Origin of the sequence: Photorhabdus asymbiotica, from assembly GCF_003634575.1 — a bacterium.
In the GTDB taxonomy this organism is placed as follows: Bacteria; Pseudomonadota; Gammaproteobacteria; order Enterobacterales; family Enterobacteriaceae; genus Photorhabdus; species Photorhabdus asymbiotica.
Genome location: NZ_RBLJ01000002.1, coordinates 296,004 through 315,190, shown reverse-complemented (window position 1 = coordinate 315,190; position 19,187 = coordinate 296,004). Strand labels below are relative to the sequence as shown.

Sequence of the window (19,187 nt, the reverse complement as noted above, 5' to 3'; positions counted from 1 at the left end):
AGCCGGTCACCCGGCTTTCGTTTTATTTAGGTTGCTCCGGCCACTCCACATCAGGCGCTTGATCAACATCTACACGAGTCAGCAATACTCTGTACTTTTTCCATTCAAGCAAAGCCGCTTTCTCTGAGTCAGTAGCGACTTCTAAGTCAACAGAGTCTTGTAGCAATGAGAGTGTTTCATTTGCTTGCTGTAACAGTGCTGCTTGTTGTTGCTTAGCTTCGTTGATTTGATGTGCTTTGAGTAAGTCTTTATCAACTACCCATTTTTCGCCATCCCATTTGTCAAAATCAGTAGGCGGTTTTTTGAATGTCAATGTATCCGGCAATTCCCCGATTTCAGTTATCTCAGTCTGTTCTCTCGTTAACGTGTCGTAAGCTATTTTTCCGCGATAGTCTGGAAGAATTTCCCAACACTTACCGTCTTCACTACGACAGACAGCCTTATCGTCAGATTTTGGTAACTCTGGCGCATCAGGATAAGCCCCGGCTGATAAACTGACACCGAGCATCACGTATTCAATATCTGAAACTGTGAATTCTCGTGTGATTTGATTCGAGTGATAAACTTTTATCCAGCCCGCTTGAGTGGCCAATCCGTCTTTACCCAATACGGCGGTTTCATGTTCTAAAGAGTATTTCTGTTCTGTCATTATGCTGCTCTCACTATGTAGTTAAATGCGACGTTGCGGGGACGTGCTTCATTTCCACCAGAAGGCAGACTATGCAGCCCGGCAGACGCCGGAAGCCACCCACTTGTCGGACGCCCATTAACACCATCTTTGGGCGTACAATATTTTTTTGCAAATGCTGACATGGTTCCGCTATCACCCCCTGCATCACCCCCCGCCATAACAAAATTCATCATCATGGATATGTGCTTTGTTATCGCTGTCCTGCCACGACCCGCACACCCTACCGGGATCAACACCACGGCTATCATCCCAACCACGGATAAACTCGCCCCTTAAATCGGGTACTCTACCACTAGGATAAGCTTCCGCTAATTTCGGGTATAAAGATTTATCGAATGTCTGACCGTTGCACGTAAGATAACCAACAGGGGTGTATCTATGCGGATATGGAATAGGTGCGCCAACTGGGTGCTGCTCTGGCGGCAATATTGCACTTGAATAGACAATATCCCAGCCGATCCATGTTTTTCCAGAGTTCCACGATTGCCGGATAACTACTTCTCCGTGATGCGATGTGTACTTTTGATAAATCACAACCCCGGAGCTTCGTACTTCCAGTATTCCAAACCCGTACACTCTGGTGGGAAAAGGAAAATCATTTACCGTAGCTGTGTTGGGTACGTTTACAAGAATAAAGCCCGATGACAAAAAATTTTGGAATTTTTTTGATTCTGTCAGCGTGCTTAGTGGATTTACACTAATAGCCCCCACATCCCCCGCACTCAAACTGACATCCCCACTCAACGCCTTGCCGTTAATTTTCCGGCTACTCGGCACCGCATTATTCGCCTTATTCACCGTCTCAGATAATCCGAGGTTTTTCACAAACGCATTTTTATCAGGAATGTCGGCGCCGTTTTGGTTTTTTGCCAGGCGGCTGTTGGCGTTGTCGTTGACAGTCTTCAGCGCTGAATTAGTTGCATAGTCTCCCTTGTCTTGTTTTGTGTTTAGGGCATCAAGAACTGATTTTGGTGCCCCGATAAAATCAGACATTGGTTTCCAGGCTGATTGTGAATGATCTGGCTGTTGTTCCCTATTTTCCTTTATTGCAACATAAAACTTTCCGGCATGTTGGGCAGCCGCATATTGAGGATAATCTACAGTTGAATCCCATTCAGCTAACCCGCGTTGTGAGAGATACATCAGCCATTCGTCAACTCGTTTCCCCACAGAATTGAACCACTCAAGCGGAGGCTTACCTGCCGTTCTGTCTAGTGTGACGCCCCATCCGCGAAGCACATCGGGAAAAGTTTCAATCTCGCCGGATTTGGCGTCTTGTGCAAAGACTTTATAGTCTGGTTTGTTAATTATTGACATCTACAATCCTCGTGAATTTACCATCCCCGAAACCAAACGCATGGGGATCGTTAGCCCATCCGAAAGGGTGGCGATCTGTGATTACGATATATTTATATTGCACGCCAATAGGACGAGATAATATGTCCAACTTTTTTACAGCATGCAGCCGAAAAGGTGTTAGATAGCTTGAAGGAATAACAATATTCATTGTCATATCGTAATTATCGATAATGAACGCCTGTTCTCCCAATAAATAAGAAATCGATAATGTTATATTTTCAAGAGTCGGATGTTGGTAGTTTTTAATAATTTTAGCTTTAATAAAAAATCGATAATCTTCGTCATCAAGATTTGTCGAATCATTCAGAGAATCGCCATATCTATAAAAAACCCCCGTATTAAAACCCAGTGCGCTCTCTATTCCCATCCAGCCAAAATAACTTTTTGGGACAAAAGACTTCATTGTCCGACTAATACCAACGTGCCGACCGATTAGATCCAATCCCCATTCTGTTGATTTATCAATATCGAGTATTTCAGTCAACTTAACTGCTGATTTAAAAACTGTTGCGCTCTCAGAAAGCAAAAGCCCGACTGTCTGCCGGGCCTTGGGTTTTCCTCTGTATTGCCAGATTAGGAAGTCTTCTCGTTTTTTATTCAATCAACACCTCCACATTTTCGTGTTTAATGCGGGCGCATTGTCTGACTCCGATAATAGCTTTATCGGAATTATTAACCGTTATTGATTTAATGTAAAAACCTGAAATTGAATTAACTTGGCATGTTAAGCGCATGGCATAAACAGATTGACCAATTTCAAACTCAGTGGCAGCAAGTGACTTTTTAATACCGTCAGTGTCAATATCATGAAAACCGTTTATGCGCTCTACAAGCAAACTAATTTTAATATCAACGATTTCCGCACGGTCGAATTTTACTTGTCGCTCCACCCCAGTATACATACATGAATATGAAATATTCCCCATTAACCCACAACCACCGATTTTATTTTTCAGAATTGCCAAGGCGATATCTTCATCTTTACCGCCAATTAATACCGCATTCATTGAATGCCCCGGTACACCTTTATCATCCGTCTGATTAGTGTAGTTCTCATATACTCGCGCTTGCTTCACATCGGGCAAATCAAGTAAAGCAGCTTCGATCCCATGCCTATCATCGTGATTGTTAATAGAGTGAGAGCGCATAAAGCGTCTTAAGAAATTACCGTCTGTTTCTTCATCATCGCCCGGCTTTGCTTCCTTTGTCGTTACAATTTTATCAACACCAACAATGACGGTTTCACTCTGTAACTCTTTATCTGCTTGCAGTGAGAAAACACCCAACACTTGGCTACGTAAATTCACACGAGCCGAACCTTGATTATTGAGCTTTACGTCATCTAAAGTTACCCATTTAACACGATTATCATCAATTAATACTGTATCTTTGGGTAGTGTTACGCCAGTATTGCCGGAGATCACTACATCATCAATGTAACTAAATTCAGCACCCCGACGCACAAGTCCCGCATACATAGCTCTTTGTTCAAGAAATGACCCCGTTGCTTCATATGGGTCTAACATTTGAACGATAAAAGCAATCACTTGATTAATATTCGCTAGTTCCTGAGAAAAAACCCCTATCATCTGCCCGTCCGGTGTATCAGCATCAAGATTGATATCTTCACCATAAATACGCTTAAAGCCATCAATAAGGCGCTGGTGGATATCTGATAGTTGGTCAATGACTATCCCTTTGTCAGTTACTTGGAGCATCTGTATTGACCTCTTTTTTATTGCCGTAAATATCAATATAAGTGACAGTTACTAGCGATCCACGGCTATCTATATCAATTATGATGTCAAAAGCGGTAATTTCTGTTACCCCCTCAGTTTTCAGAACTGTAGTTTTCAATTCTGATTCCATTGCGAGTATATTTGGATTTTTCTTCAGATAATCAAACCAGCGCACCCCGTGATCTGAATCAAGAAACCAGTCATTACGCAAAGATAACAACCTGGTTTGTACGCATTGAGCGATAGCTTCTGACTTTGTGGCGTAATCACTGCGACCATTGCCAAATGTCCAATCATGGTTATTATCTAATCGCCGTACTCTCATTTGGGTGCTCCCGTGTTGCTACCGCCTGATTGCACTCCGCCGTGTACATGTGTTTGTAGGTCAATGCCACCACCGACAACTTTTGCAGCACTAACAGTCCCGTTAGACTCACTGTTGCCGCTAGTCTGGCTCCAATCGCCAATTTGTTGATGCTGTCCGATCTGCTGGCTATTACCTGTATGCTCAATATCTCCCTTGATAGTGATTTTCCCGTTAGTCATGCGAATGTACGTTGAGCCGTCATCAGTCTGCATAGATGCCCCGCCTGAAAAAAAATCAGGTATTTTCTTCGGCTGGCTGCAAACTCCAGGAATAAAGAAAGCATCAGAGTAATCATGTAAGCGAGCATCAAGAGGAGCGGATTTATTGCCTGTTGCATACCAACCATCAATGCACCGTTCTGAAAAGATAGCCAACCCCTCGTCACCAGCTTTCACTGGAACCGTGAAACAGAATCCACCCGCACGTGGAAACTGGACAACAACGTCAACAAGCGGCGGTAGTTCGATAACTTCACCGTTACTTAATGTCTGAGTGATCATTAGTTCTATTGTTGCTGTGTGGCCGTTAAATGAAACAACGCGGGCGGGTAATGCGGTGTGAATATCTAAACGCTCGTTTTCTGCTTTTTTATTGAGTACATCAAGTAGAGTTGGATTTTTGTTCATTATTCACCTTTTGATATTTTCCACCGGTGCACGTTATCAGCGTATTCCAATCGTCTGACATAAAATCGCCTGAATGTTCTAATTCAGTGATTTTATAGTCACCGTTATACTCTGGGATAATTGACTGAATCCGAACAAGGCCGCCGATCCGCAGCGCGGGATTACACAAGCAAGTGATTTGCAAGCCGTCATCTGTTTTTTCAGGACTGCCGATCATTCCCGTTTCTTGTGACAACACAAAACCCTCATTATCCGCAAGCACTTTATTTTTCGGCAGTACGACCATGTTTCCATCTTGCACGGACCAATTAGCGCCGTTATTTCGTGCTATCTTGTGCATAATGTCGCGAGCATTGCCCGTTAGAACCTTGCCCCGCGGTAATTGCCGATCTTTTGGTAAATCAACCACCCCGTTACCAACTTTCATTGACTTAGTCGTTTCTGACAGAATATCAGTATCAGTCGCACCGGCTTTCAGAGTCTTATTAACTAACGCTCCGGTGTAAGCTTTATAGCCATCCCCGCACGTCAATTCAATAATGAAATCCAGGTCATCACGAAGAGTAACGACCTCAATAATATCGCCCGTATAAATTACCCGTAGTTCTTCATAGCCAACAGCTAGGGATACCTTATTATAGGCTTTACTTGTAATCAGATTTCGATGTGATTGGTTGAGGTTATAAACTCGAATTGTTGCCGGGTTGGGTTCGCTTGTAATTGTCTTTGATACTTCGAAAGCCACTCTTAAGTTAGTAATTTCAATGCTTTCTTTTTTGTTGCCAATGCTAAGTTTAAGTTGTCTCCCGAATTGCTTCACGCCACACCTCTTTATCGACAAAATAAATTTTCAGTCTATTACCCAACTCAATTCGTCTAACAGAATTAAGGCCAAAGCCGGAACTATCACTCATCATGATCACAAACGGTAAGTTCTTTGTTATCAATGCCGGGCTATTGACTGTGAGTCCGTACATTTGCGCGATGTATTGATCTATGTTTGTATCAAGTAAATCAAACTGCCAGCCATTAGAAACAGTGTTGAAATACAATGTAAATCGGAGGTTCATATTAAATAAACTGAATGATTGCTCTTGTATTTCTTCTGTTGAAACGGGAATTTCGTATATCATTACGCCTCCCGGCCTAAAAGTTTTTTAAGTCCCCCGCCGAGGGCATCATTGCCACTTTTTAGCATTGATTTATTATCAGCCTGTTTAGGTTGCGTCTTGCCCATCTGCTTTTTTGTTGATTTTTTCACATTCAGTCCTTTCGCTGTCTGGGTTTCGACAATGAATATCTCGCGCAATGTCAGCGAAAATTCTGCGGAACCATCGTACATCTGAGAAACACTGACACTCACAATCATCATATTCTCATATTGCTTTAAGCCAGTTTGAACTGTGATTGTTTCGCCTTTTTTCTGTAAGTTAAGCAAGTCGTTATAGGCTTTTCCAACCCTGTCTAGGGTCTGTGAGCTATCACCAGCCAATCCCTGATAATCGGGTAAGAATGGTGCTATTGCTCGTTGGGATTGTTCAATAACGTTATCAGCAACGGAGATATAGCGGTTTATCATTGCTTCCGCCTGCTTTGTTTGAGCACGAATTTCAACAGGCAAGGGAAAAGTATCCATCACGTCAGAATCAAATCCTGTAATATCTTTTGAGTATTGCGGCGGTTCATAGCTAACCATAATCCCAGTTATCGTAATTTCTTTCGGTTCAAGAATTGCATGATCGGCAATTGCAGCCCCAGACTCTACTGGGTTCTCAGTAATACGCAAACTCGACTCGTGATTCTCAACAGTCACGCAATCAAACTGAAATTCACCAATAGAACGAGTTATTACAGATGCATTTGTTGTGTTAAAACCGCTGAGTAAGTCCATACAGTACCTGCAACAAAAAACCCGCTCAAAGGCGGGTTTGTCGATTACTATTTAAGAAATTGAAAAGGGCGCTTGAGAGCCAAGCAATCACAACATCTAAAAGGGCGGGAGTAAAAACCTCCCGCCTAAGGTTGCCTTACCTATTGCTGGATTCGTAAGCCATGATTGCCGCAACCTCTGTATTACCTCGTTTGATGTGGAGCTTACAGAGTGAGCCCCTTGTTATCCACGTGAATATGAGTAACGTCACACAAATAATAATCAAACTAAATATTGCGATTTTTTGCGGCTTCATAGCCTTCTCTCCTTGCTTCTTGTTAGGTAAGAGGCTAATCTTATGTTGCGAAGCATTAGATGGGCCTCAAATTGATTGAAAGATCATTTGGGGCTTTCTTCTATCCGCTCCAGCACGCCAGAGACAGATAGTCTCAAGCGCCCGCCCAAAATATACCAAAGTGAAATATATTTATCTACAGTCAGCCGTCTTTGGCCTCGAATCCTTAAGCTACTTCAACGCCGTGGATCAAATGTCTAAGTGCTTTAATACCATTCTCGTTATAACGGAATGCTTCAACTTGTTTATCGGAGTGAGCGGATTTATCCAGAAAGAACTTCCCATGCTGTTCGGTTTTTAGATTGTGATTATTGGCAGTCCGCCCGATTTTGTTTGCTGACACTTCCAGCATCCTCCCTACTTCACCAGCCGTATAATATTTCTCTTCCAATACAGGAAGGGGGATTACATCTTGACCAATTAAAGGATTAATCACCGATGCTGCTAAGGTCTGCTTAGCCAAGCGATCCAGATTCGGCAAAAGCATATTTAGTCTTTCAATTGAAGCTATGTTTTTCTCAAGAGCAACAGACCTTAATTGTTCCGCTTTGGCAAGACGATATTCAGGTAACCCCGATTGATTATTAACCGGGACCGCAGAAACCAGCTTACCAGTACGATAATCAAAGAATATTTGATTGACCTGTAATTGGAACGACGGACTAATCCAGCCAGCGTAAGAAATAGCTAACAATTCATGAGCGAAAGTGCCTTGATTCACACCGCCTTTTTGAACTTTGAGCACTTCTTGACCTAAGGCGTAATTCTGCCTTAGCTCCTCAACAAGCTCCTGAGCCTGTTTTGTTTCGAGCCATGTTTTAGGTCGTTTAGCATCTTTACCACCACCCGCTTTATGCAATGCATTCAGGTTAAAACGACCTTTTGCATCTTTGTGAATACTTCGATGATCTTTGGTATTGCAGGCAGAAACTGAGAGAAGACAACCGCCCCAACAACCCATAAAATTATTTTATTGGCCGAGCTTACTACATCAGCCTTTGTTGCATAGTTAGACTTTATCACAGCAACATCGGTTTTTAGCGCGAATACGTCATCTTCTAGCTTTTTGATTCTTTCTAGCATATCCCCTCCACCGCCAGAACCACCATGTTTGATATGATAATCTGTCATGTTATTTGAACTTACAAGGCGTATACCTGGTTTGCTACTCATTACCCGCCCTCTTTATTATATCAAAGTAGTACGAATTTTCATCCAAAAGCTCTCCGTTACTATCGCGAAGCCTGACTTTGATTTCATAAATACCAGTATCAGGTATTGCAATTACGGGAAAATCAATATTGAAGATTGCAGAAACTTGGTTCGCTGGCAGATCTTTATTATCAGCAACAAACTCTTCGCCATCATCTCCGTAGGGGTTGTTATAATATTTTATACAACTTTCTCCATTATGGAGAATGTCTATGAATAATTTATAAGACTTACCTTGCGTCAATCCGAGAATAGACAGTGTGACATACAGGAACAAATCTTCTGGAAGCCTTGAAACAGCCTTAGTCACAATGGGCCTAATGATTTCGTTTGTATCTTCTGGATTATCTGGACGCATTGATAAAAACGCCGTTGCAATTTTTTCTTTGACTTCCATTACATCATCCAATGGTTAATTATTTTACATAGTTAACCATTGATGCAATGATAGGCGTTACTGATTTTTTAACCAGTAAGCCCCTTTCGGGGCTGCTTCACTTCTTTACAAGCTTTACAGCGTTTTCTGCGGCAAGCTTCGCAATTTCCTCTAATACCTCTCGTTCATAGAGGTAATCTATTGCCTTTAGTCGCGTTCCTGATGATGATTGGCCCTGATTACTGAGCGCATGCTTTCTGACTGCATCTAACAAAATGGCAACAATCTCAGCATTTACAGACCGCTTATTGTCTAATGCCATGTTTTGTACTGCCTCTTTGAGATCTTGCGGCAAACGAATGTTTATCTGTGGGTCACGACTCATAAATGTAATCCAGCATAATAAGTTGTTGACATGGTAGCCATTAACTACTAGCCTATCAATGGTAGCCAATGGCTATATTATATGGAGGAACCATGAGTAATATAGGAAGACCACCACAAGTAAATATCAGGATGCCAAACGAAGTAAGAGAAAGCTTGAAATGCATTGCAAATACACAAGATAGATCTATGAATTATGTAATCGTTAAAGCACTTAAGGAATACATAGCCAGAAATAGCGAAGCCCCAACTACTCGCAATAGTCAGGGCCTCTAATTGTCCAAACCTACTAGGAATATAGACATGACAAGTATAGCAATTAATGAAACATATAACACTATCAATGCATTCCTTGCTGAAGGAATATTGTTGACAGGATCACTCTCCGGGGTTATCTTGCCCTTGCGAGGCGTCAGAACCTCAAGTAAGCGGACTAAACCAACCCCGTTAGCGTTGGATTTTTTATGCCTGTCATTCAGTGGGCGCAATACGCGACCACACTCCGATCAAGGTCGGGAGGGCGACGAATACAACACCCGAAAGGGGAATAAGTCCGCGGCTCTTACTGCCGTTCTGAACCTCCCGGCACCATACCGTAATATGGTCAACTAAATTCAGAGATAAAGTAAGGAGTCAGCAATGACTAATCAAATTTCAGCTCAAAGCCTCCAAGCTATCATTCATAATAGCATTCCGGTGATCACTACCGAGTTATTAGCTCAATTGTATGAAACCAGCACCAATAACATCAAAGTGAATCATTCACGAAATACGCAAAGATTCGTTGAAGGCAAACATTACTTTAAAGTTATTGGGAAGGCCCTAAAAGATTTGCGGGTTACTTTAAGTAACCTACAAATTTCACCCAAGACAAGAAGCCTAATTCTCTGGACCGAACGCGGAGCGGCTCGTCACGCCAAAATGCTCGACACCGACAAGGCCTGGGATGTGTTCGAAGCACTGGAGGATTTTTACTTTAACCAGAAAGAAGGGGAATTCCTTGGTAAAGAAACTTCCCCTACGTTAGGAATTCAATTCCCCGAAAATGGCAAGATCCTCATCACATTACGAAATAGTGCGGTTGATAGTTGCGAAATAGTTCGCCCTGATAGCCATGTCTTAACGTTAAACACGTTTATGGAGTTAGCACAAAAAGCTGGTTATCTCATTATTCATAGAGAAAATCTGTTGAACATGAAAAACAGCTGGAAGTACTAACCCCCAAGCCAAGGATGGCTTACTTTTTCTCGTCCATGGCGATGATCTCTTTAGCGGTCTTTCCATTCAGTGCTTCTTTGAATTTTTGATCCTTTTGGGCTGCATCACCAGAAGAGAAACCAACTTTGAATATGGTTTTTGCTATTGCTCTTTGGAACTTCGCTTGATCTTCTGGTGATAGATTCTTGTTCATTTCTTGAATAGACTCTTTCATTGCTGTGTCACTAGATGCGTCTAACTTTGGCTCGCCACAACCAGCCAAAAAAGCAACCAATACAATTGGTAAAAATAGTTTTCTCATAAATGCTTCTCTTGCAATAACTAAAATTAAGGTTTAATTAGACCACTTAGAAATCGCAAGAGAAAGCAAAATTATTACCCTGAGCCATTAACGAATTGCCCTTTTGTGTTGTAACTAGCATTTTTCAATGCCCTGCCAAACCCATCGGTAGACATTTGAGCTGCTCTTACTGCATCCGGTGTTGTTATGTTTTGATGCACCGTCACATCACCTTGATTAATTGTCGTTTTGTTACTGTTATTCATAGTAGAATTTGCAACGGATTGACCAATATTTGAACCATCACCAGCATTAACTGTAGCCGCAACCTGACTTAGACTAACCGCCACCTCTTCCGCTGCTGAATCACCCGAAAAGAAATTTTTTAATGCCAAATACTTCTGCTCAACCCAGTCAAAAGCCGTTTTAAATGGAGCCTTGATAGCCTCAATCACGCCATCAAAGGTCTTGCCAATATTTGAGACATACTTATCGGCCTCGCTCTCATTGACCCCGAACAACCCCAGCACAAATTTGAATGCTTTTTTGAATGGCGCGGTGATGTAGCCCCAGACAGCAGAAAAAATTTTCTCGATTTTTTCAGTAAAGGTTAGGTTGTCATTAGTCGCGATATCAATCAGGGATTTAACAAACTTAAATGCATTCTCAAATGGGGCTTTGATGAAGCCAAATACCGCATCAAACGCTTTACCGATATTGTCGATATATTTATCCGCATCTTTTTCACTCACACCGAACAAGCCTAACACCCACTTAAACGCCTTTTTAAACGGGGTGGTGATGTAGCTCCATACTTTGCTGAATATAGAACCCACGCTACTCACAAAGCTTTTTGCTCTGCCTTTTATCCAGTTAAATGCTTTACCTGCCAGTTTTCCCGCAATGTCCCACATGGCCCCAAAGAAAGCAAAGAAGGCCTTGAGATAAGCAATCAGCCCATTCCATATTTTCATCAATGCCGCGGTCATCCCGGCCCATGCTTCACTGACAAGATCCATATCGCCGGTAAAGAGGCCGACAAACAACTTAATGACGTTCCAGATATATTGAAAAACTCCGCTGAAGATAGCCCACATCGCTTTAAACGACTGACTCCAAATCGACACTAAATTGTCAATAATCCCTTTGTATTTAGCGTAAAAATCCTGCCCCCACTTGATGACATCTTTCACCCATTTAACCGCAGGCCCCCAGAACGCCCCGAATAGAGAATCACCGCCGTCAAGATAGACCATCAGATCATCAAGCAAGAGAAGTAAGCCCGCTATTGCCGCAATAACCCAGGTAATCGGGTTAGTAATGAACGCCATGATCATCGAGCGTTTGAGAATTGCCAATGCACCGACGAGAAGTATAATCGCCGCTTTCCAGCCGATGGTTGATGTGACAATTTTATTTACCGCACGTACTGAGTTAACAATAACCTGAATGACTTTGCCGCCGACTTTGATAATTTTTGTCAGCCCGCTCGTGATTAGCTCTTTGTTTGAAGCAATCCAGGCATTAAAACTATTCACCGCTTTAGTCATTGAGGGAACAAGATTGAGTGCTATCTTTGTCTTCACTGAATCAATAGATAGCCCCATTTTCTTCATGGACTTCTCGTACTCATCAGCCTGTTTTAGCTCTCTGTCGGATATCTTATAGAGTAGCCCTTTCTCTTTCGCCAGCTCCTTAGCGCCAGTAATCGAGCTATTGATAAAGCCAAGCACTTTTGTAGTCGCAACACTAACCGCCGCTACAACCCCAATAGCAAGCAATTTTAATTTACTGATGGATGCTCCGGCTTCATCCGCTTTTTCTGACGCTTCCTCAGTGCTTTTAATGGACTCTTCGCCGACACTATCAAGCGTCTTGTTCACTTTGTTGGCTTCGTTGGCAATCTGAGTCGCTGCGACACCGAGCGCAACAATGACCTCTTTAATTTTTGCTGCTTGCGACGTATCAACGCCGATGGCTACCAGAAGTTCGTCGATCTGCATCGTTTGCCCTCTTTTCAGATAATAGCGTTTCAGCTATCGCTTCATGCATATCAATGACGTCAGAGAGTGAGTAGACAGTGCGGAGTTCATGTAAAGTACACAGGTTTCTCATGATCGGCGTCCACACCATCCAGTCAACATCACTCACTGAAGATTCAGAGCCGCCAAGCTGCTGGTATTTATTACAGACGCGGCCCCATTTGGCAAAAAATCCGCAAAGTGAAATTTCAATCCGTCAATGATTAGCTGGAAATAGTGAGCGCGATAAGTATTGAAGTGACGATTGAAATCATCAGATTTTTGTAACAGAACGGTATTCCCATCTGCATCAGTCACCGTGACATATTTCAAAATAAACTGTTCAATGCCCTGCATTTCTTGTGAGCCGACATTAGAAACAATCGCACCAACATCAATATCAACATGATCGCCATTTAATTTAATGCAGCCCTTCAGAAAACCAACCAGTTTTAACGCATGATTTTTGGCTTCGATGAAATTAGACAAGCGATGTTCATAATTTATATTGTCAATAATCATGAGTTATACACTCCCTTTTTGAGTTTCATTGTTGATTTTGTTGATTTCAGTGTCCACGTCATTGTGTTATGAGCGGTACCCCGTGTGATTGTCGGCGGTGTAGTGAAGAAACAACGCTCTGCAATAATTTCATCACCGTTAATGACGTCTTTATAGTAAATATATGCCGGGGTATACGCTTTCGGTATATTGATTTGAGTATTGCGTAAGTTATTCAAATACTCATTAGATTCGCAATGTTGTAAAAGCTTTATTGTAATAATTAACCCTTTATTGCACGTAGCGACATAAACCCCGTCGCCATTTATGCCGTAAGTTATATCCCCATCATCACCGACCGGGGCAAAATTAAGCGCATCAGCTGCATTTTCGTATCCTGATATTTCATAGCCAGAAATAGTCAGAATCGAGTTTGCATGATTGTATTGAGACATACTTATACCTATTATTGATTATCGATTAAATTGGATTGATATATCAACAGAGTGAATAGCGCCGGCGAGCTTAATAGCACACATGATTGGCATCGCTTTACGTGCTTCTCTATCGGCAATTGATTGCAAGTCATAGCTATCAGAGTAGAAATAAAATCCCTCATCCAGTCTGTCGCCGTATGTCAGTTCACCGATATCATTACCCCGCCAGATACCACCAGCCATAAGTCCGTTTCGGACAAACTCAGCACCAATCACATTCAGCGAACCTATTAGCATGGCTTGCCCTTTGTCTGTTTGTGGAATTTTCGTCGGATTAGCCTGTAATGTCGTGAACGCTTGCTTCTGACATGCATCAATGAACGCATCCAGACCAACAACTTCATCGATAAATTGGCCGCCAATCATTGTGCCCTCGGCAAGCATGCTCACGCCGTCATAGTCGGTATAGAAGTTAACTCCCAGGCGCTTACATTTTTCTGCCTCTGATTGCGTAATCCGGTCATCAGAACGAACGGTTGTTTGCTGCTTGAATTTGACTGTCTTCGCTGAGTTTTGTGCGTTCCAGTTCGTTGAAAGTGCGATAGACATTAGCGCTACTGCGGCATGATCATCCCCAGTTTTGTTGAACTGAATCATCAGACGACCGCTGTTTTTGTCATACAGCTTTTTGAGAATATTGCTGCTGTTCCACTCAATCAACTCATCACGCAGCGCTGTATACGCACCCACTTTCATATCAGCAGACGCTACCCAGGTGTGAACATCGTCTAATTGCTCATCTGTAATCGCATCAGCAAAATAGACACCGTACCAGTCTTGATAGGTATTTTGTAGTTTGTGAAGTGCTTCAGACGGGAGTTCCTGTTCAACAGTGATCGCGGCTTTGCCAATCACGATTGTTGCTTGTCCGTCTTCCAGTTTCAGTATTTTGCCAATGTAGATTCCGGTATTCGGCTCTGTGACATAACCCAACTTTGTGGCAGGATAAGAACCGGGGGTTTGCGCCTGAATGATGACTCGATGACCGACAACATCCCAAACAACTTGCAGATTACTCTCTTTCGGTAATGCTGATTGCAGAACACCCGCAATATCAGCGAAATCAATCGCTTTGCTGAAATCTAAAGCGGAGAGCAAAACATCTTTACCGCCCACATTGAGCATCATCGAACCATCGGTGATGGCTTTAAATGCGTTGATACCTGCTGAAATGGTTGATCCCTTCAAAGCATTGGCTGTAGCCGGGATTTCCTGCTTTTCTTTTGCCCAACGTGCAATAAGAGCGCGCTTTGGCGTGGGACGTACTGAGAAAAGCGCCTGGGCTGCTTTGTAGGCTTCTGATTTAGTGCCAAATAAGTTTGCTACCTCTTGTGCGCTTGACACAATGACATATCGCGTTGTGTCATCCGTAAATGTATTACCCACTTCTTGCGTGAAGATTGCTATCATGCTCAAATCACGGCGTTGTGCTGAGATTGCTTGTGGCATGATTTGAGCATTAACCACTTGACTAATAGATAAGCTCATTTGCTAATCCTTATGTACTGTAATATCAACCGCTTTCGCCTGATATACCGGCGTTTCAATACGATGGATATGAGAGAAAGTTAAATCAATTTGCGCCCGTTGCTCTTTGCCGCCAGCAATCGCCGTTGGCAGGTTGCGGACCTGGGATTTTCGAACTATGCCAGCGCCGACGCGTTTAAAAATAGTTTGCGCGTAACTCGTACTAAGAACGCTAGCCAGTTTTTCAATTAAGAGATATGAGTTTTTGCCGAATGCATTGACAGAAATGATGGTCTCGCGGGTGAGGGTGATAATTTCAACTTCTTTTTTGGCATTGAACTTATATTCTTCACCCATCAATTCAGATGTGACCCGATTGACAGTGATAAATGACGGCATATCAGATACATCTGTTTCACTGTCAGTATCAATGACAACGGATTCAGGTAATTTCAAAACCGTCGCTATCGTCTGTCTGACTGCCCTCATATCGAGTTGCGAGAGAGTCGTAGTATCCATAGTCATTCCAGCGTGCGTTACTAATTATTCGCCAGCGATAACCGTTCCATGAGAAAAGCGCTTTATTTTCTACCGGCTCTTGTGTCATCACTCTGACAATCGGATTATAGCGATCGCCTTCTGGCAGAATTTGCAGGTCTTCAGATCCAGCTGGTTGAACGATACAAACAAGCAACCGGCTATTGCTATGCGACTTAAACTCAAGTTCTTGCCGAAAGAAATCATTGTCGAAAATCTCATCAACAAAATCATCCATCGTCTCGTACCTCATAAGTAATAGATTGGAGTAATTGCCCGGTATCAATGAGCGGCTTAGATGACCCTTTACGCGTGATGGTTTCTGGGGCTAATGGTGGAGAAATACCCGATTGAATTTTTCTCTTAACCTCGCCAGCCATCTTTTCACCAAGCAGTTCAAAAGGTGTATTCAATCCATCGCCGCTAACAATCGCTTCTTTCAATTTGCTAGCTAAAAACTTGACCGCGCTCTCTTTGTTTTCTCGTAACGTTGAACGCAGAAATGAGCGCTCTGGAATATGACCGGGTACGCCAAATTCCTGAGCGGCGGCTACAACAGTATTACTTACACTAGACTCTTCATTACGAGAATTTTTAGACGCAGGCACACCCACTACCACCTTCTTTTTACCCAAAGCCCTGATTCGAGCTTCAAGCGCTTTAAGTCCCGCCCCTTTAAAATTGCCAGAGTTCTTAATCATCGCACTACCAACATATGCCGAGAGACCAATTTACGCAGGCGCAAATACGCCTGCCCATAAGTACTGGATGCATAACCATCATGATTAGCACTAAAGCCGGAGTCGGGCGAAGAGTAACCGACGGACAATCCACCCGCCGATTGACTTGTCGCTATTTGCACGGGCTTTCCGTTGCTGTTACCTGATTTAGTTAATGCACCAGAGACATATAGGAGGTGGGCTGCAAGCGCGTGGAACCCTTGTTCATAGAGTTTGCCCCACACTTTGCTACTCACTTGATTAGCAGCATCTTGCAGAGCTATTTCTATGCGTAATATGTCAACTTTGGCAAATTCAGGGTAACGAATGAGAAATTCCATGCTACCCCCTGATATTATGAGGTTTTATAGTCTACATACACGGCAGACTGAGGCTGTTTCCACATTGCACCGCCGAAAGCTGCACGATAACCGCATTCGTATGTCAGCAAATCACGCTGACGAACTGGCAGCAATTCAGGCATGTGCACTTTCATTTCAATGTAATCTTCGCTGTATGTATAAATCGCCAGACGCGTTTTCCCCTTAACAATGTTTTTAGCAAAATTGGACGGGACTTTTACAAAAGTAATACTGAATGAATCATTGTTCGATGCTTTACGCAGTGCTGCCATAATGCGATCCATCGCTGAAACTGGCAGCAAATCGACACCCACAATGACGCTGTTAGTGTCGAACTTCTGCATTGCTAGCATAAAATCAGACGCATCCATTGCCACGTGGGTTGGCTGAATGCGATAACCCGATTTAGCCCAAGCGACGTTATAAGCATTAAGAACCATGTTAATGAATTCTTCAGCCGACATGTCTTTGATTGATTTTCCTGTTACCTCAGCAATTAACTGCACTTTAGATCCAGTTAGCAATCCTTCTTGCCCTTTCACGGCTTCATGACCAACATAACCCGCGTACTGAATAGTTGCCGTTGCGTTTGCATACAGATCATCTTGCTTTTTTGTTTGCAAGTTAATATTCAAGCGAGCAATTTTCTCTAACTCTTGCTGTGTCCAAGTTGCTGATTTGCCCCACTGCCCAACCGGCGCTTTGTGCCATTCAATATCACTATCAATGGTTTTCAATGAATTAGTTTTGTTGCCGATAATGCCGTCTTTCAGTGAGCCAACAACATCAGTTACGCCAAAATCAACGTATTCCAGCGAGAAATCGAGCCCTTCAGTGATCGGCAGCGCCTCTCCGATATTAATTTCTGGCAGTTCTTTTTCTTGCAACTGTTGATCACGTTCCGTCAGCGCTTCTTGTAATACTTCTTCAAAGTATGCAGTTTCCATAGCCATCTTTACTCTCCTGCTTTTTGAGTGTTGATATAACCCAAAGTGATAGCTACGCAGTGATTACCCGCGCTAACTTCTTCAGCCCAATAACCTAAATCAATGTTGCCTTTTGCCGCGCTAGTCACTTTGCCAGCATCTTTACCTGTTGCAACGATGTAAACCCGGTCGCCGCGCTTGAATGTATCTTTTTCAACAGCTAATGCTCCAACGCAGTCACCATGTGAGAAATGCCCTACATTGACTTGTTTGCTGTGAGGGGCTTTATCACCATAAATATCACGAACAACAATGCCGTGAATAACATCAGTTACTGATGCGATTGGCTTTACGCCGCCCTCTGAATTCACCGCAACGAAAGTACCGTACAACAAATCCGTTTCAGTACGATTTTCTTCACCCCAAACTTTATCGTTTGAGCTTGAAGCTCGTTTGATAGAGCCTGGCTTAATCGTGCCTGTTTCAGCATCCCAGTCTGTAAATCCAAATGCCATAATTATTTACCCCCTAAACGTTGAGATGCTGATTTCTTAGCTTTTGGTGCTGAGTCATTGAGCAAGTGAAATCCGATATTGCTACGTGGCTTAGATGTGGCCTGTACCGCAGCATAAGCAGCACGAATTTCATCATCGGACATAGTCTTGACTTGCGAGTCATTGAATGCACCGCAATTGAGCAAAACACGAGAGCGAACATCACGCGCGGATTTAGCATCATTGAAGTTCACTTTGGGAAAGCGTGCTTTCGCATCGTTCAAAGTAGTCTCTGTATCTTGTGAACCTTTCAGTTTTTCCAGTTCTTCTTTAAGCGCCTGATTTTCTGCTTTCAGTTGCTCATTCTCGGCTTCAAGTGCTGCGATACGGGCGTCTTTGTCATCGCCATCAGCAGGATCGGGATCGGCATCATTGGGAGGCAGTGCTCCAGCCCCTTTTGACTGCTCAAGCTGCGCTTTAAGCTCTTCTAATTGCGCAATAACTTCCTGGGCTTTCGCTGTGGCCTCCGGTGTTGCGTTGCCTTCAAGGTCTTGCAGTGTTTTCTCCAGTGCGGCAATCATGCCAATTAATTCGTCTTCAGTCAGCGGTTGCCCATCCGCATCGTTAGCGCGCTTACCCTTAAGCAAAGCAATGACATCTTTCAATGAGAGTTTCTTCATTATTGGTCTACCTTTTTTGTCGTTTAATCTACAATCAGCGCCGACTCGCGCCTCTGCTACAACGGCAACGTGATTGCCGCGAATATTGACTTGATGCAATTCGCCGCTTTTCTCGACTAACTCAGTGGGTTCATAACCGACTGAAAGCTCGCGAATGCCTTTCTCTTCTAGAATTTGAATCGCATTGGCATCTTTCAGATACACATCACAAACAACGTAATCGCCATCAATGCGTACGTTCTGAATGTGTCCAATGGCTTTGTCTTTCCATTCATCAGCGTTGACTTCACCGCTACGCGGATGCGTCAGCGTGACTGGCAGCCCTTCAAATGATTTCAGTGTTTCGAGTTTGGAAAGTTCTTCGATAGTGCGGTGAATAGTGATCTTTTTGTTGATATCTTTGCTTGTTAACCCGATTTCATGCCCGTAATATTCAACCGGGCCTGCACGAGTTATCTGCGCCGAGGTCACAACATACCCCTGCCGAGTTTTTTTCCATGCCATAA

General features: G+C 43.1%; 31 protein-coding genes. 3 read left to right on the top strand and 28 right to left on the bottom strand.

The window, feature by feature from the left end; translation table 11 throughout:
• Positions 1 to 22 precede the first annotated feature (22 nt).
• The 15 genes from BDD30_RS08245 to BDD30_RS08175 all read right to left on the bottom strand — a co-directional run bounded on the left by BDD30_RS08245 (position 23) and on the right by BDD30_RS08175 (position 8,980).
• Complete coding sequence (locus BDD30_RS08245; RefSeq protein ID WP_015835695.1) at positions 23 to 649, bottom strand: tail fiber assembly protein; 627 nt, start codon at positions 647 to 649, stop codon at positions 23 to 25.
• Complete coding sequence (locus BDD30_RS24145) at positions 649 to 849, bottom strand: hypothetical protein (protein ID WP_249039926.1); 201 nt, start codon at positions 847 to 849, stop codon at positions 649 to 651. Before BDD30_RS24145 ends, BDD30_RS08245 begins: the two co-directional genes overlap by 1 nt.
• Positions 836 to 2,008 (bottom strand): phage tail protein, encoded by a 1,173-nt coding sequence (locus BDD30_RS24140; protein WP_249039925.1) that lies wholly within the window; start codon positions 2,006 to 2,008, stop codon positions 836 to 838. Before BDD30_RS24140 ends, BDD30_RS24145 begins: the two co-directional genes overlap by 14 nt.
• Complete coding sequence (locus tag BDD30_RS08230) at positions 1,995 to 2,651, bottom strand: DUF2612 domain-containing protein (protein ID WP_015835215.1); 657 nt, start codon at positions 2,649 to 2,651, stop codon at positions 1,995 to 1,997. The genes BDD30_RS24140 and BDD30_RS08230 overlap by 14 nt, the downstream gene beginning before the upstream one ends.
• Complete coding sequence (locus BDD30_RS08225; RefSeq protein ID WP_015835216.1) at positions 2,644 to 3,768, bottom strand: baseplate J/gp47 family protein; 1,125 nt, start codon at positions 3,766 to 3,768, stop codon at positions 2,644 to 2,646. Before BDD30_RS08225 ends, BDD30_RS08230 begins: the two co-directional genes overlap by 8 nt.
• The gene (locus tag BDD30_RS08220; RefSeq protein WP_015835217.1) at positions 3,752 to 4,114 is read right to left on the bottom strand and encodes a contractile injection system sheath initiator; all 363 of its coding nucleotides are present in this window, start codon (positions 4,112 to 4,114) and stop codon (positions 3,752 to 3,754) included. Before BDD30_RS08220 ends, BDD30_RS08225 begins: the two co-directional genes overlap by 17 nt.
• A complete protein-coding gene (locus BDD30_RS08215) occupies positions 4,111 to 4,782 on the bottom strand; it encodes a Gp138 family membrane-puncturing spike protein (protein WP_015835218.1) in 672 nt (223 codons plus the stop codon). Before BDD30_RS08215 ends, BDD30_RS08220 begins: the two co-directional genes overlap by 4 nt.
• Positions 4,757 to 5,602, bottom strand: a complete 846-nt coding sequence (locus BDD30_RS08210; protein WP_015835693.1) for a phage protein — start codon at positions 5,600 to 5,602, stop codon at positions 4,757 to 4,759. Before BDD30_RS08210 ends, BDD30_RS08215 begins: the two co-directional genes overlap by 26 nt.
• The gene (locus tag BDD30_RS08205) at positions 5,577 to 5,915 is read right to left on the bottom strand and encodes a phage baseplate plug family protein (protein ID WP_015835220.1); all 339 of its coding nucleotides are present in this window, start codon (positions 5,913 to 5,915) and stop codon (positions 5,577 to 5,579) included. The genes BDD30_RS08210 and BDD30_RS08205 overlap by 26 nt, the downstream gene beginning before the upstream one ends.
• Positions 5,915 to 6,673, bottom strand: coding sequence for a phage baseplate protein (locus BDD30_RS08200; RefSeq protein ID WP_015835221.1), 759 nt, complete (start codon positions 6,671 to 6,673; stop codon positions 5,915 to 5,917). Before BDD30_RS08200 ends, BDD30_RS08205 begins: the two co-directional genes overlap by 1 nt.
• Positions 6,674 to 6,809: 136 nt before the next feature.
• Positions 6,810 to 6,968, bottom strand: coding sequence for a Hok/Gef family protein (locus BDD30_RS08195; protein WP_071823741.1), 159 nt, complete (start codon positions 6,966 to 6,968; stop codon positions 6,810 to 6,812).
• 205 nt (positions 6,969 to 7,173) lie between these two features.
• On the bottom strand, positions 7,174 to 7,968 hold the full coding sequence (locus tag BDD30_RS08190; protein ID WP_015835222.1) for a KilA-N domain-containing protein: 795 nt from the start codon (positions 7,966 to 7,968) through the stop codon (positions 7,174 to 7,176).
• Entirely contained in the window at positions 7,872 to 8,180 is a 309-nt protein-coding gene (locus BDD30_RS08185) for a hypothetical protein (RefSeq protein ID WP_049795213.1), read from the bottom strand. Before BDD30_RS08185 ends, BDD30_RS08190 begins: the two co-directional genes overlap by 97 nt.
• A complete protein-coding gene (locus BDD30_RS08180; RefSeq protein WP_015835692.1) occupies positions 8,173 to 8,616 on the bottom strand; it encodes a hypothetical protein in 444 nt (147 codons plus the stop codon). The genes BDD30_RS08185 and BDD30_RS08180 overlap by 8 nt, the downstream gene beginning before the upstream one ends.
• Before the next feature lie 97 nt (positions 8,617 to 8,713).
• Positions 8,714 to 8,980 carry an Arc family DNA-binding protein gene (locus tag BDD30_RS08175; RefSeq protein WP_041382204.1) on the bottom strand — a complete coding sequence of 89 codons (267 nt, stop codon included), beginning with the start codon at positions 8,978 to 8,980 and terminating at the stop codon, positions 8,714 to 8,716.
• 68 nt (positions 8,981 to 9,048) lie between these two features.
• On the opposite strand from BDD30_RS08175, the gene BDD30_RS25005 reads away from it, so the two are divergent.
• From BDD30_RS25005 to BDD30_RS08160, 3 genes are read left to right on the top strand one after another with little or no spacing between them, the layout of a single operon-like run.
• Positions 9,049 to 9,255, top strand: a complete 207-nt coding sequence (locus BDD30_RS25005) for an Arc family DNA-binding protein (RefSeq protein ID WP_081461604.1) — start codon at positions 9,049 to 9,051, stop codon at positions 9,253 to 9,255.
• Positions 9,256 to 9,282: 27 nt separating this feature from the next.
• Positions 9,283 to 9,591, top strand: coding sequence for a hypothetical protein (locus tag BDD30_RS08165; RefSeq protein WP_015835224.1), 309 nt, complete (start codon positions 9,283 to 9,285; stop codon positions 9,589 to 9,591).
• Positions 9,592 to 9,618: 27 nt separating this feature from the next.
• Positions 9,619 to 10,197: an ORF6N domain-containing protein gene (locus BDD30_RS08160; protein WP_015835225.1), complete on the top strand. Its 579-nt coding sequence runs from the start codon at positions 9,619 to 9,621 to the stop codon at positions 10,195 to 10,197.
• Between the two features lie 19 nt (positions 10,198 to 10,216).
• On the opposite strand, the gene BDD30_RS08155 is transcribed toward BDD30_RS08160, so the two are convergent.
• The 13 genes from BDD30_RS08155 to BDD30_RS08095 form a co-directional block, all read right to left on the bottom strand.
• On the bottom strand, positions 10,217 to 10,498 hold the full coding sequence (locus BDD30_RS08155) for a DUF6694 family lipoprotein (RefSeq protein WP_041382208.1): 282 nt from the start codon (positions 10,496 to 10,498) through the stop codon (positions 10,217 to 10,219).
• Positions 10,499 to 10,572: 74 nt separating this feature from the next.
• The gene (locus tag BDD30_RS08150) at positions 10,573 to 12,480 is read right to left on the bottom strand and encodes a phage tail tape measure protein (protein WP_015835690.1); all 1,908 of its coding nucleotides are present in this window, start codon (positions 12,478 to 12,480) and stop codon (positions 10,573 to 10,575) included.
• The gene (locus BDD30_RS08145) at positions 12,443 to 12,628 is read right to left on the bottom strand and encodes a hypothetical protein (RefSeq protein WP_071823742.1); all 186 of its coding nucleotides are present in this window, start codon (positions 12,626 to 12,628) and stop codon (positions 12,443 to 12,445) included. Before BDD30_RS08145 ends, BDD30_RS08150 begins: the two co-directional genes overlap by 38 nt.
• Positions 12,625 to 13,020, bottom strand: coding sequence for a putative phage tail assembly chaperone (locus BDD30_RS08140; RefSeq protein ID WP_015835227.1), 396 nt, complete (start codon positions 13,018 to 13,020; stop codon positions 12,625 to 12,627). The genes BDD30_RS08145 and BDD30_RS08140 overlap by 4 nt, the downstream gene beginning before the upstream one ends.
• Positions 13,017 to 13,454, bottom strand: a complete 438-nt coding sequence (locus tag BDD30_RS08135; RefSeq protein WP_015835228.1) for a tail tube family protein — start codon at positions 13,452 to 13,454, stop codon at positions 13,017 to 13,019. The genes BDD30_RS08140 and BDD30_RS08135 overlap by 4 nt, the downstream gene beginning before the upstream one ends.
• An 18-nt stretch (positions 13,455 to 13,472) precedes the next feature.
• Positions 13,473 to 14,984: a DUF3383 domain-containing protein gene (locus BDD30_RS08130; RefSeq protein ID WP_015835229.1), complete on the bottom strand. Its 1,512-nt coding sequence runs from the start codon at positions 14,982 to 14,984 to the stop codon at positions 13,473 to 13,475.
• A 3-nt stretch (positions 14,985 to 14,987) separates the two neighbouring features.
• Positions 14,988 to 15,482: a phage neck terminator protein gene (locus tag BDD30_RS08125; RefSeq protein WP_041382210.1), complete on the bottom strand. Its 495-nt coding sequence runs from the start codon at positions 15,480 to 15,482 to the stop codon at positions 14,988 to 14,990.
• Positions 15,406 to 15,738: a hypothetical protein gene (locus tag BDD30_RS08120; RefSeq protein WP_249039924.1), complete on the bottom strand. Its 333-nt coding sequence runs from the start codon at positions 15,736 to 15,738 to the stop codon at positions 15,406 to 15,408. The genes BDD30_RS08125 and BDD30_RS08120 overlap by 77 nt, the downstream gene beginning before the upstream one ends.
• Complete coding sequence (locus BDD30_RS08115) at positions 15,731 to 16,201, bottom strand: phage virion morphogenesis protein (protein WP_015835232.1); 471 nt, start codon at positions 16,199 to 16,201, stop codon at positions 15,731 to 15,733. Before BDD30_RS08115 ends, BDD30_RS08120 begins: the two co-directional genes overlap by 8 nt.
• Positions 16,198 to 16,560 carry a DUF4054 domain-containing protein gene (locus BDD30_RS08110; protein ID WP_015835233.1) on the bottom strand — a complete coding sequence of 121 codons (363 nt, stop codon included), beginning with the start codon at positions 16,558 to 16,560 and terminating at the stop codon, positions 16,198 to 16,200. The genes BDD30_RS08115 and BDD30_RS08110 overlap by 4 nt, the downstream gene beginning before the upstream one ends.
• A 14-nt stretch (positions 16,561 to 16,574) precedes the next feature.
• Complete coding sequence (locus BDD30_RS08105; protein WP_015835234.1) at positions 16,575 to 17,534, bottom strand: DUF2184 domain-containing protein; 960 nt, start codon at positions 17,532 to 17,534, stop codon at positions 16,575 to 16,577.
• A gap of 2 nt (positions 17,535 to 17,536) precedes the next feature.
• Entirely contained in the window at positions 17,537 to 18,022 is a 486-nt protein-coding gene (locus BDD30_RS08100) for a structural cement protein Gp24 (protein ID WP_015835235.1), read from the bottom strand.
• 2 nt (positions 18,023 to 18,024) lie between these two features.
• Positions 18,025 to 19,185 carry a DUF2213 domain-containing protein gene (locus BDD30_RS08095; RefSeq protein ID WP_041382215.1) on the bottom strand — a complete coding sequence of 387 codons (1,161 nt, stop codon included), beginning with the start codon at positions 19,183 to 19,185 and terminating at the stop codon, positions 18,025 to 18,027.
• Positions 19,186 to 19,187 lie beyond the last annotated feature (2 nt).